This window comes from Paenibacillus sp. USHLN196, assembly GCF_037144955.1.
Lineage (GTDB): Bacteria > Bacillota > Bacilli > Paenibacillales > Paenibacillaceae > Paenibacillus > Paenibacillus xylanexedens_C.
Genome location: NZ_JBBCYH010000002.1, coordinates 746158 through 758086 on the forward strand (window position 1 = coordinate 746158; position 11929 = coordinate 758086).

At 50.6% G+C, this 11929-nt stretch carries 12 protein-coding genes; 6 read left to right on the plus strand and 6 right to left on the minus strand.

What is annotated here, in order from left to right; all coding sequences use genetic code 11:
- Positions 1-25: 25 nt before the first annotated feature.
- The 5 genes from WFI24_RS06725 to WFI24_RS06745 form a co-directional block, all read right to left on the minus strand.
- On the minus strand, positions 26-1129 hold the full coding sequence (locus WFI24_RS06725) for a GNAT family N-acetyltransferase (protein WP_336759608.1): 1104 nt from the start codon (positions 1127-1129) through the stop codon (positions 26-28).
- A gap of 148 nt (positions 1130-1277) precedes the next feature.
- Positions 1278-1688: a flagellar basal body rod protein FlgB gene (gene flgB, locus WFI24_RS06730; protein ID WP_336759609.1), complete on the minus strand. Its 411-nt coding sequence runs from the start codon at positions 1686-1688 to the stop codon at positions 1278-1280.
- Between the two features lie 185 nt (positions 1689-1873).
- A complete protein-coding gene (gene speD, locus WFI24_RS06735) occupies positions 1874-2689 on the minus strand; it encodes an adenosylmethionine decarboxylase (RefSeq protein ID WP_036610662.1) in 816 nt (271 codons plus the stop codon).
- Between the two features lie 131 nt (positions 2690-2820).
- Entirely contained in the window at positions 2821-3399 is a 579-nt protein-coding gene (locus WFI24_RS06740; protein WP_145320284.1) for a DUF1273 domain-containing protein, read from the minus strand.
- Between the two features lie 59 nt (positions 3400-3458).
- Positions 3459-4607: an RluA family pseudouridine synthase gene (locus WFI24_RS06745; protein WP_336759610.1), complete on the minus strand. Its 1149-nt coding sequence runs from the start codon at positions 4605-4607 to the stop codon at positions 3459-3461.
- A 190-nt stretch (positions 4608-4797) separates the two neighbouring features.
- Between WFI24_RS06745 and WFI24_RS06750 the strand changes: the two genes are divergently transcribed.
- Complete coding sequence (locus WFI24_RS06750; protein WP_336759611.1) at positions 4798-5205, plus strand: hypothetical protein; 408 nt, start codon at positions 4798-4800, stop codon at positions 5203-5205.
- 226 nt (positions 5206-5431) lie between these two features.
- Here WFI24_RS06750 and WFI24_RS06755 read toward each other — a convergent pair whose 3' ends face one another.
- Positions 5432-6142, minus strand: a complete 711-nt coding sequence (locus tag WFI24_RS06755; protein ID WP_336759612.1) for a GT-D fold domain-containing glycosyltransferase — start codon at positions 6140-6142, stop codon at positions 5432-5434.
- 319 nt (positions 6143-6461) lie between these two features.
- Between WFI24_RS06755 and WFI24_RS06760 the strand changes: the two genes are divergently transcribed.
- From WFI24_RS06760 to WFI24_RS06780, 5 genes are all read left to right on the plus strand, one after another.
- On the plus strand, positions 6462-7151 hold the full coding sequence (locus tag WFI24_RS06760; protein WP_336759613.1) for a glycosyltransferase: 690 nt from the start codon (positions 6462-6464) through the stop codon (positions 7149-7151).
- Positions 7152-7169: 18 nt separating this feature from the next.
- Positions 7170-8159: an SDR family NAD(P)-dependent oxidoreductase gene (locus tag WFI24_RS06765; RefSeq protein ID WP_336759614.1), complete on the plus strand. Its 990-nt coding sequence runs from the start codon at positions 7170-7172 to the stop codon at positions 8157-8159.
- Between the two features lie 34 nt (positions 8160-8193).
- Entirely contained in the window at positions 8194-9597 is a 1404-nt protein-coding gene (locus tag WFI24_RS06770; protein ID WP_336759615.1) for a nucleotide sugar dehydrogenase, read from the plus strand.
- Complete coding sequence (locus WFI24_RS06775) at positions 9584-10330, plus strand: class I SAM-dependent methyltransferase (protein WP_336759616.1); 747 nt, start codon at positions 9584-9586, stop codon at positions 10328-10330. The genes WFI24_RS06770 and WFI24_RS06775 overlap by 14 nt, the downstream gene beginning before the upstream one ends.
- A gap of 164 nt (positions 10331-10494) precedes the next feature.
- Entirely contained in the window at positions 10495-11625 is a 1131-nt protein-coding gene (locus WFI24_RS06780; protein WP_336759617.1) for a glycosyltransferase family 2 protein, read from the plus strand.
- Positions 11626-11929: the final 304 nt, after the last annotated feature.

Below are 11929 nucleotides of genomic sequence, written 5' to 3' on the forward strand. Positions count from 1 at the left end.
ACCTCCATCGGATGGAATATTTGAATTACAGGGAGTCCTTATATAGTTTCTTCACAGCTTCCAGGCCAGGTACGGCAAAAACGGCGAGTGGAGAGGGCAGATCATAGAGCGGGAACCATCCGATCTCACCAATGGCTCCGTCTTCTTCCAGATTACGAGCATGGCCGCCAATCACCTTGGTGGAATAGAGAACGGATATCCAGTGTTCCTTCTGCTGCGGCTGGATCGTCTCCGCCGTGCAGAGCAGACTGTCGATGGCGATATCCAGATCCACTTCTTCCTTAATTTCACGGATAACAGCGGCTTCCAATGATTCATAGGGGTCGACTTTCCCGCCAGGAATACTCCAGGTGTGCTGTTCGGGCTGACGATTCCGCCAGGCCAGAAGCACTTCGCCCCGTTCATTCAGGATGACCGCGCCTACGCCGATGCGGGGCGAAATTTCAGATTCGCCTACTGGATCTGAACTTAACCCCGATATGGACAACGCAGCTTGTTCGTTCGCATGACGCTGCAAGAGACCATCCACTGCCATTTTCCCTGATTCAACAGAACGAGTTGATTGGAACGACAATGGAAGATGTGTTTGGGCCGACCATTCTTCCGCAAGGATGCTCATGGAGATCAGGTCATAATGCCTGCCATCTCGCAGAACTGCAGAACGCTGGCGACCCTCTTCCTTAAATCCAGCCTTCTGGTACGCGCGCCGAGCGGCTTCGTTGTATTCGATGACTTCCAGCGCAATCCGGTTCAGATTCAATTCGTGGAAGCCATACCGAAGAATCAGAGCCAGAGCATCGCTGCCGTATCCCTTACCTCGATCATTTTCTTCGCCGATGCCAATCGCCAGACGAGCCGACCGATTGTTCCATTCAATCCGGTAGAGCGCGGTGAAGCCAATGAAACGGTTACCCTCCAGTGTACGTAACGCAAATTCAAAACCGTTGTCTCGGCGGACAGAGGAGGAACCTGTCTCATCCGGCGTTAACGGAATAGCGATATCGGTATCCATATTGCGCAAATATTCGTAATCGTCTGTGAAGCGGGAGAGACGCATGCAATCTTCCGGGCATGGTGCCGCGAGCCTCACTTTGGAACCTTGAAAACCATTTAAATGACGTGGAGCCATGTTGCACCTCTTTTGTTCATGATGAAATCATTCGCTTCTCCCCATTATACTACGAACAGCAGAGGATACCGAAAAATGGTATCAAACAAGGGGGGCTCAGGGAAAAAGAGATAAAAAAAAGCAGCCATCGCGGGCTGCTGTACATACTTTATTTCAAATCATTCAGTAAATTTTTCATTTTTTTGTAGTGTCCACTAACCCGATCAACCATGTAGTTATACATAAGCTGATTCTCCGAGAGGTTCGCCATTTCCTTGTCAATGTCAACGTTATTGTTGTTATTGTTCATGGCTGTTTCGTTGTTCTCGACAATTCGGTACTGTACGATGGAAGAATGGGGATCACTGATAGGGAAGTGTTTTTCATGAGTCCGCTTCATGGAGAGCTGATCTGTTTTGCCATTCTCCACGATCCGTCTAAGCTCTTCCTGAAACTCTACCGTTTTCTTTTTGTAGTTAGGCGTGTCTGCATTGGCGATGTTGTTGGTGATTGCATTGTGCTGAGCAGTCAGCGCCTGTAACAGTGATTCGTTACGTCTTGTCGTATTTGTTTCGATCACGGGCTCAGTCTCCTTCACTGCAAAATGATACAGTTACTCCTATAATAAAAAATAAAGTTGCACACTGTCAACGTTATCAAAGAAAAAGACAAGCACATGACGCAGGTTCCTCTGAAAAGAAGGACCTTACCTTCATGATAGCTTGTCTTAAATCTTGCCTTATGAATACATCGTTGAACAACCTCTTAAGAGGGACGATTGATGTTTTTGCCGTAATAGATCTCATCCATCTCCAGCTTCAACCATTCGGTGATCTCCTGTTGTTCCTTCTTGCTCAGCTTATCCTTGGTGTATCCGAACAGATAATTATCCAGATCAAATTCCCTCAGTTTACATTTGGTATGGAAAATGTTCTCTTGATAGACGTTGACGTCAATCATGTCGAAGCTGCTCTTGATCTCATCCGGAATATAATTCTGAATCGAGCCGATCTCATGGTCAATGAACAGCTTGCGTCCGCTCGTATCCCGCGTGAATCCACGTACCCGGTAATCCATCGTCATAATGTCCGTATCGAACGAGTGGATCAGATAATTCAGTGCCTTGAGCGGAGAGATCTCACCGCAGGTGGAGACATCGATGTCCGCACGGAAGGTACTGATGCCTTCACTGGGGTGAAATTCAGGATAGGTGTGCACAGTAATATGGCTTTTGTCGAGTTGCATGACCACATTATCGGGCAAAGGGCCAGGAGATTCATCCAATGATTCCTCGGGGATCTCCACGATGGGACCTTCCGAGACCAGCATCGTCACACTTGCACCTTGAGGCACATAATCCTGCTGAGCGACATTCAGCACGTGGGCTCCGATGATATCAGAGACGTTGTTCAGAATTTTACTCAGCCGGGCGGCGTTATACTGTTCATCAATATATTCAATGTAAGCTTCGCGTTCGTCTTTGGTTTTAGTGTAACAGATATCGTACATATTAAAGCTCAGCGACTTGGTCAGGTTGTTAAATCCATGCAGTTGAATGCGCTGCTCTGGCGTAATTGTCATGGTTGCAGTTCCCCTTATCCCATACGACATATGATCGCAGTTATAATACTACTTATACCCAACCTGCCTCGAAAAAAAACATATGTACGTCATTCTGGGCTCCTTCAACCGTGGTTGCAACCACGTAAACGTCAGAAGGGAGAGTCCTCATCGTAGCCAATATCGTTCATGCGTTCATCCTCGGCTACAGACTGGATATCTTCCGAAGTCACACTGATGATTGTATAGTCCTCGTTCTGTTGTTTCTTCACGGCTTTTTCCTTGATAAAACGGGGACTACCATCCCCGGCATCTTCATCATAGACGAGCAGAAGCCCGTCGCTTTTGCGCAGCAACAGGTCATCCCGTGCAGTGAACTGCCACGGTCCAATATAGGGTTGATTGCTAATCGCACCGTAATAGTCCACACCCGAGAGGATGGAACGGTAATACTCCTGCTTGTCTTCTTTCCATTGTTCCTCAGGGTTCTGAAAGGCAGTGATGATCGACAGTTTCAGATGCGGGTACAGCTTCTTCAGATCAATCACCACTTCGCAGGCCCACAAGTCCACGCCATATTGTCCCGGTGTAAGCACCCACTCCAGACCATCCTCGACAAGAGGCGTGAGGCGGGAGGCAATGGCCTTCTTGATAAAAGGAATACCTTCATGCTTCTGTCCAAAAATCTGCAGTTCATGTGCACGGTAACCGGTAATTAACAAGTTTTTCAGTGTCCGTTCCTCCTTTCAGACATGATCAATCGATCAGTCGATTCTATATCAAGATGCAGTTATTTCGCGGGTGGAGTTTCTGCACGGAACGGATACAGGAATGGCTTCGGAATATCCGTCTCGAATGACATCAGTTCATCGGTTGTAGGATGAATAAACGAGAGTATGCGTGCATGAAGTCCGAGACGGCCAAGGTCTCTTGTGCGTGCGCCGTATTTTCTGTCACCAGCAATCGGATGTCCGAGATCTTCCATATGCACACGAATCTGGTTTTTGCGGCCTGTCTCCAGACGCACTTCCAGCAGGGAGAACTCGCGGTTCGACTTCAGACGTTTGTAATGTGTAATCGCATGTTGTCCGTCATTGGGACGAGAGCTGGAGTACATTTTCAGCGTTTTGGTTTCCTTCAGCCAGGAAGAGATGGTGCCTTCTTCTTTGGCTACCGAACCTTCAACAAGGGCAACGTAGACGCGGTCCTGTACATTTTCTTTCCAGTTGTTTTGCAGCTTCTGTTGTACCTCTTCACTTTTGGCAAACATCATGACACCCGAAGTATCCCGATCCAGACGATGAACGACAAAAATCCGGTTCAGCGGATTGGTGCGGCGCACATGCTCTGTCAGTTGGCGATAAGCTGTGAGGTCATCCGTCTTGTCGGCGGCAATGGACAACAGTCCAGCTTCTTTGCGGATCACAATGAGGTCATCGTCTTCATGCAAAATGTTAATGCCTGTTAAGGAAGGAGCAGCTACGGCACCCTCTTTACGGATGTATACAATCTGACCTGGCGTCAGCGCCTCATTAAACTTCGTTACAACCTTTTGATCCACGGATACCTGTCCACGACCCAGAATGGACTTCACCGCGTTCCGTCCCGATTTCAGATGTTGCAGCAAGAAATTCAACAGTTCATCCGGTTCAGTTACTTTGTACTGGCGTGGTGGTTCCTGCTTGCGATAGTAGGAGTTGCCTGGTCGTTTGGATGCGCTGGCATTTTTGGGTTTGTTGCCTCCAGCTTTCTTGGGTGCACCCGACGATTTCGCGGCTATTGGCTTCTTATTCTCCTCCGTATTGCGTGATGCGGAAGCACCTGATGTTTTGGCAGATGAGAAGTTGGACTTGCCGGACCGTGCTGAAGATGAACCTGCGTAAGATTTCCCCTTGGCCGAGGCCGATGTCTTGCCTGTTGGACGTTTGCGTTTATTCATGAATAGTAATCTCCTTCTGAACAGCCTGTACCGCTTGTGTGCATACGATCCGTTCATTTTCGTTATGCAGTTCAATATACCATTAACAGTCGACAAATAAAAATAGGTTCATGCAATCTGCTATACATCCAATCATAAGAGTAGTGAGATTCATAGGATAGGGTATCCCATAGCATTGGAGGTGTTACTCATGGGCGTGTTTCTCGATATGAGAACTTCGATGAACTCGGGAACCGTTGGACAGCCCGGTTTGTCACTGTCAGAATCGCCGACGGCTTTCGGCACCATTGGTCTACAGACGCAGGGTGTGGTGAATCCCATTATTACGTTGAACGGGACAGTAGGTGTTACGGGAGAACTGGGGGATACCTTTGTTGTGGAGCTTGTGCGGGGTTTTTTATATGATCCTTTCTATATCATCTACCGTGCTGAAGGTACAATCGGACAGAACGGAGGTGCCGAATTTCATTCGTTCACAGCTCAGGACCTGTCTGCACCACCAGCACTGGAAAGTGTTTATACTTCGTTCATCTCGGGGGTGTCCACAGCAGTAAGAACCGGGCCGGAGATGTTATACGGTATTGCAGCCATCGGCTAGTAGTGAAGGGCGTATTATGACAGGCAGAGTGCTTCGTCATCACTTCTGTTGACGGAAGAGTTCGCTTCATACCCCAGACAACCCAGACGTACAAAGTAATGCAGCGACCAGTTTCGACTAGCGCTCAGCATGAAACCCCCGACTCCAAGAGGCGGGGGTTTTTGTCATACAACTATATGCAAGTTTCGCTGCAACTCACTGATTCGAGGTTGGAAGTGCCTGAAAATCAGTTGGCACGGCCTTTCAGAATGATGTTGTTGGCTTTGCCAAAGTCGATGGCGACTTTACCTGCGAGTGCGGCTGTTCGCTCAGCAAGAATAACCGCATTGACACCGCAGGAGAAGAGAGCGACATCAAAGGTATGCTGATTCGTCTGAATCCACTCAAGCGTGTCCTGCATTTGATCATAGCTGTCGAAGGGCAGTGCAGTCACAATGTTGAGTTGATATGGCTCACGTTCGAGCGTGGCACGCAGTGCCTCGATCTCACGGGTAACGAGAAGCACACGCTTGCTTGCGAGCATCTGCCAGAAACGCGGGTTCTGCGCCAGCTCCCGATTCACACAGGCATGACAGGTCAATGGGGGGGAGATGCCATAGTGTGCAAACAGCATATCGGTCAGGGGTCTTTTGAGATAATCCGGAGCTTTGATGGTAGTGTCACCACGGGGAAGAACCCCGACGATACTTGCACGTTGCAGGGAAGCGGCGACTTCATCCCGGAGCTGCGGGTTGGGCAGGGTCAGTCCTTTTTGTCCTAGATTAGCCTTAATGGCCCAACGCTCCTGAAGAACCTGTTCCGTGGTCCACACCGTTTCCTGAGACATGACGATGTTCTCGCCATCGCCGACGCGCACAAGCGAGAGAGGGCGCTGTTCAAGAAGCGCTGCTTCAAGCTGATCAAGCACACCTTCCATTTCAAGATAGATCGAATTCATTCCAATGGTGCCCCCTTTGAAAATTGAACTGCTCTATTCTATGTTGCGGCTGCAATAACGATATGTACGTTCGACCTATATGACGCCATCTTTCGGGTGTATATCAATCTATTTCGTTGAGAATCAGTACATTCGTCCGTACCGCATCTATTAACATTTCATACCTTATAGAGTCGGCAGAATTGGAAAGCTGGACCTGGATGGATTGTCAGCTACCAGACAGCCGGAAGTTGTGTTTCGTATGAAAACGACTGATGAAACTATGAAAATGGTAGGTATCCGCTGAAAGAAGATAGCAGAGTTCATGAGGAGGAATGTTATGTCCAGGAAAGTGGTTATAGAGATTAACTTCAACAATTATGGGCTCGACCCGCAGCGATTGACGAGAGAATGGCTGGAGCGGCGGATGAGCATTTTTCGCACATTTACATTGCACTGCCTTAAAGCTCAGACGAATCAGGATTTCCTGACGGTAGTGAAGTTATCCAAGGAATCGGGAGAAGTGATGCAGGAGATTCTCGCGGAACAGGAGCCGCTGCCTGCAAACATTCGTTTTGGAACCCATATTGAGAGTGTGCGAGCGATTTTGGCGTTTGCTGAAGGGGTGGAGCACATCTATATTGCCCGTCTGGATTCGGATGACCTGTATCACCGGACCTTTGTACAGCAGCTATATGACGTGCAGCCACAGCCACAGACGATGGCCCTAATCAACCAGAACGGTTATTTGTGGGATAGCGTGAACAACGAGATGGCACCTGCGTTTCATCGTTCTCCGCAATTCTACGTCTACCTGTATAAAACAGCGGAGTACGCATCCGGGTATCGGGTGAAGCTGCCGGGCAGAGGTACACATGGCAATGTCATCGATCTGCCGCATGAGCTGCTGACGCCGCGTAACTATGTCAACATCGTGCATTCGAGCAATACGTCAGTCAAAAAGGTACCACCCAAAGACCGATTAAGCCGCGAAGAGATGGCACAGGTATTACGCGAATTCATGATCTGATCAGGGAGGGGTATATGCATGATTAAAGGACAAACGATTCTGGTTACCGGGGGCACAGGCTCCTGGGGTCAAAAACTGACCGAGGTGCTGCTGGAACAGGACCCGGCAGAGATTCGCCTTCTGTCTCGTAACGAATATGCCCAGATTGCGATGCAGCGTGAATTCAATCATGACCCGCGTTTGCGATTCGTCATTGGGGATATCCGGGATTATCGGGCAGTGGAGGACGCTTGCAAGGATGTGGACGTACTCTTCCATCTGGCTGCGTTGAAGCATGTTCCGGTGTGCGAGGACCAGCCGGATGAAGCGTTCAAGACGAATGTGATCGGGACGCAGAATATTATTCGGGCTGCGATCCGCATGCAGGTTCCCAAAGTCATTGATGTGTCCACCGATAAGGCGGTAGATCCGATTAACGTATACGGCATGACGAAGGCCTTGGGTGAGAAAATGATGATTCGTGCCAATTGGCTGAGTGAAAGTACGCGGTTTGTCTGCATTCGCGGGGGCAATGTGCTTGGAACCAGTGGTAGCGTGGTGCCTTTATTCCGACGTCAGATTGATGAAGGCAAGAGCCTGACCATTACGGACAAAGGTATGACCCGCTTTTTCCTGACGCGCACCGAAGCTATACATCTACTGCTTAAGGCAGCTGAGGCGGCTGTAGGCGGTGAGACGTTTGTGATGAAAATGAAAGCTTGCAAGATGACGGAACTGGCCTCCGTCATGTTGGAACAGGCAGGTCGTCCATCCTTCGACTATAAGGTGACGGGCATACGTCCAGGCGAGAAATTGCATGAAGTGCTGATCTCGCCCTTTGAAGCACCGCGCACTCGTCAATACGATGCACAGTATTACGTGATCCTGCCGGAGCACCCGGACAAGGGGCTGACAGATCAGTACAGCAACCTGCCTCGTGTGAACTTCTCCGAGTATCGTTCGGACAGTGCCATGATGAACAAGCCAGCGATTGCCAATTTTTTGCGTGCAGGCGGCTATATTGACTAATTGAAGGGAGGCGGAGCGTTTGGGGGTGGAAGGGATGGAAGAGAAACATCAGCACGAGCAGCACGAAGGAAAAGAAGAGCCGCAGCAACATAATACACTTCAACATATCAATGACCGCTCCCTGAAGGCTGTTGTCATCGGTCTCGGCTATGTGGGTTTACCTATGGCCGTGGAGATGGCACAGGCAGGTTATCAGGTTCACGGGATCGACATCGATACCTCCAAGATAGCCAAGCTGAACGCCGGGCAGTCGTATGTCATCGGTATTGAAGACGATGTCCTGCAGTCGCTTATGCAGACAGGACTGTTCACGGCAAGTGACGATTATGCAGCTGTGGCGCAAGCCCATGTCATTGTCATCTGTGTGCCCACGCCGCTGACCGCCGAGCATCAACCGGATATCTCTTATATCTCGGCAGCGGTGGATGGTATGACTCCTTATCTGCTGGAGGGCAGTCTCGTCATATTGGAGAGTACGACTTATCCAGGAACGACCGAGGAACGTGTGAAGCAACCGATTGAAGCAGCAAACGGCTGGCGAGCTGGAGAGCAGTTCTATGTCTGTTATTCTCCAGAGCGTGTAGATCCGGGCAGTGTACATTATGGTGTGAAAAATACCCCAAAAATCATTGGCGGCTCCACACCCGCTTGTCTGACCTATGGCAAACAGTTCTACGGTTCATTCCTCAACGAAGTTGTTCCGGTCAGTTCAACAACCGTAGCGGAAACGGCAAAACTGTTCGAAAATACATTTCGCAGTGTGAACATTGCACTGGTGAATGAGTTGACTCCGGCCTGTGAACAGATGGGTGTAAACATATGGGAGGTGCTGGGTGCGGCGGCCACCAAGCCGTTTGGTTATATGCCATTCTATCCCGGTCCCGGCATCGGCGGACACTGTATCCCGATCGATCCGATCTATCTGTCCTGGGCTGCAAGCCGTCAGGGATCGGAGCTGCAATTCATCCAGCTGGCGGATACAACCAATCGGCAGATGCCAGAGCGAGTGGTGAAGCGTGCAGCGGAGCTGCTGGAGCAGCATGGTGTATCTGTTCGGGGAGCGCGCGTTGTGCTGGCGGGTATGGCTTATAAAAAAGACATCGACGACCTGCGCGAATCGCCAGCATTGGATGTCTTCCGGCTGCTGAGCGCAGCGGGTGCAGAAGTCGTTTTCACTGATCCGATGGTGCCTGTCTTCCGCAAGGATGACGGTACGTTGCTTCAATCCCGGCCTGCTACGCCGGAATTGTGGACATGGGCTGATCTGGTGATCATCACGACGGATCATTCGGGATTCGATTATCAGGAAATGGCGGATCAAGCAAAGCTGATTTTCGATACACGCAATGCAACAGCCGGATGTCACGGGGGAAATATTGTGGTGCTGGGCCAGCCAGTTCGTCGAGGAAAAACGGGAGATGCCTATGGTGAATCATGACAGAGTGAGTGAACGCTATTACGGCGAGATCAATTCGGAAGATTCTCATGAAGCGACGAGAACACGTATCCACTGGATGTGCCGTGAGGCGACAGGCAAACGCATTCTGGACGTCGGTTGCAGTCAGGGTATTACATCCATTTTGCTGGCACGTGAAGGATTTCGTGTAACAGGCATTGATCTGGAGGAAGAAAGCATCCGGTATGCCCAAGCCGAGCTTGCAAAAGAGTCCAAGCCAGTGAGGAACAATGTGGATTTTCGGATGCTGGACATTACGCAATGGAAAGTAAGAACTACCTTTGACACTGTGCTGCTTGGAGAAGTGCTTGAGCATTTTGCTCATCCGGAGATGTTGTTGGTCCAGATTCATCGGCTGCTGCAAGAGGATGGGACGCTGGTTGTGACTGTGCCGTATGGATATCATCCGTTCTATGACCACAAGCAGACATTCTATGCAGGAAGCCTGGCGATGTGTCTAATGCCGTATTTTGAAGTCTTGAAACTCGAAGTTCATCATAAATATCTATGTTGTGTGGCCCGCAAACGGCGGAGAACTCAGGTGCATATGTCGCCGACTTTGGATCAACTGATGGAGTGGATGGCGCTGGATCATACCCATTTTGCCGAGGTGGAACAACAGCATCTCCGCGTAATGAAGCAGCGCAAGAAGGTACTGGACAGTGCGGTGGAGCAGGTGAAACGGCTTCGCCGTCAGGAGAGTGGAGAAGTGTAACATGGGATACGATTGTAACAGGATAGGATATAAGAAGGCATGTGCCTGAGAGATTAAAATTACTGCAGGTACACTGGAACTATGGACTTGAGTTAGTTAGAAAATAGGGGAACTTGCATGATCGACAGTTCGCAATACGCGTACGACAGGAAGGGGCTCAAAACGTGATCACCATCAGTCTGTGCATGATTGTGAAGAACGAGGAACGCACGCTGGCGCGCTGTCTTGATTCGGTTGCCGGCATCGCGGACGAAATCATCATTGTGGATACCGGTTCATCGGATCGTACGATGGACATCGCTGCGCAGTATACCGACCAGGTCTACACGTATGAGTGGAAGGAAGATTTTGCCGCAGCGCGGAACGAGTCATTCGCCAAGGCCACGCAGGAGTACATCCTGTGGCTGGATGCGGATGATGTGCTGCTGCCTGCGGAACGGGCGAAGCTTGCGGTGTTGAAGCAGCAGCTGCCGTCCGAGGGGGAGACGGCGGCTGTGATCTTGAACTACACGCTGGCCGAGGGGCCGGAGAGAAGTCCGCTTGTAACGGACCGACGGCTTCGCTTGGTCAAGCGGGATGCCGGGTGCCGCTGGCATGGCCGGCTGCACGAGCAGCTTAGCTTCCCGCCGAGCGGAGTTATTACGGCAGATATTGCCGTCACGCACCGCCGCGAAGCAGGGCATCATTCGGCGCGAAACGTGCGCATCCTGCGCAAATGGATCGCCGAAGAGGGCGTAGCCCAAGGTCGCCTGCTGTTCTATTATGCAGGCGAATGTTATGACCGCCAGCGTTATGCAGCGGCGGCACGCGGGTATGCGAAGCTGCTGGAGCAGCCAAGCGGTTACCGCGAGGATCGCCTGATTGCCTGCGCGCGGCTGGCGGAATGTCATGAACGGCTTGGCGAGCCGGGCCGTAAGCTCGGCGCATTGCTGCAGTCATTCCAGTATGACCTGCCACATGCCGATTTCTGCTGCGCCATTGCGGCCTGCTTCCATGAACGGCAGGAGCCCGTCTCTGCGATCTATTGGTATATGCAGGCGGTGGACGTGAGCAGCCGCGATCCGGGTCTTCGTCCGGTGCCCGCTGCCTGCCGCACTTGGCTACCGCATGCCCGATTATCTCTCTGTTATGCCCATCTGGGCAATTGGGAGCAGGCACTGATGCATAACACCAAAGCCCGGGAGTACCTGCCAGACGATCCGGGACTGCTTGCCAATCGGCAGAAGCTGGAAGTGGTAGTGCGCAAGGAGATGAAGGAACGGGAAGAACGCGGTGAGGTTTCACCTCGTAAGTAGGAAGACAAACTGGGACAGATGAGCACGAATGAGGACAGAAGAGTTTGAAGTGGGAGTAGAGATAGAGAAAATAGATTGAAATAGAAGTGAAATAACAAAGGAACTAATCCGTTGCTGGTAGGATGCGATAGGACGGATCAGTGAAAATAAGGGTTGATTGGAAATAGAGTGTAAGGCACAATTGCGAGCAGGAAGCAGGAAGCAGGAAGCAGGAAGCAGGAAGCAGGAAGCAGGAAGCAGGAAGCAGGAAGCAGGAAGCAGGAAGCAGGAAGCAGGAAGCAGGAAGCAGGAAGCAGGAAGCAGG

Excerpts from the sequence above, each read along its gene's own strand:
- WFI24_RS06725 (WP_336759608.1), bottom strand. The coding sequence starts at position 1,129 with ATGGCTCCACGTCATTTAAATGGTTTTCAAGGTTCCAAAGTGAGGCTC.
- speD (WP_036610662.1), bottom strand. The coding sequence starts at position 2,689 with ATGACAATTACGCCAGAGCAGCGCATTCAACTGCATGGATTTAACAAC.
- WFI24_RS06745 (WP_336759610.1), bottom strand. The coding sequence starts at position 4,607 with ATGAATAAACGCAAACGTCCAACAGGCAAGACATCGGCCTCGGCCAAG.
- WFI24_RS06750 (WP_336759611.1), top strand. The coding sequence starts at position 4,798 with ATGGGCGTGTTTCTCGATATGAGAACTTCGATGAACTCGGGAACCGTT.
- WFI24_RS06755 (WP_336759612.1), bottom strand. The coding sequence starts at position 6,142 with ATGAATTCGATCTATCTTGAAATGGAAGGTGTGCTTGATCAGCTTGAA.
- WFI24_RS06760 (WP_336759613.1), top strand. The coding sequence starts at position 6,462 with ATGTCCAGGAAAGTGGTTATAGAGATTAACTTCAACAATTATGGGCTC.
- WFI24_RS06765 (WP_336759614.1), top strand. The coding sequence starts at position 7,170 with ATGATTAAAGGACAAACGATTCTGGTTACCGGGGGCACAGGCTCCTGG.
- WFI24_RS06770 (WP_336759615.1), top strand. The coding sequence starts at position 8,194 with ATGGAAGAGAAACATCAGCACGAGCAGCACGAAGGAAAAGAAGAGCCG.
- WFI24_RS06775 (WP_336759616.1), top strand. The coding sequence starts at position 9,584 with ATGGTGAATCATGACAGAGTGAGTGAACGCTATTACGGCGAGATCAAT.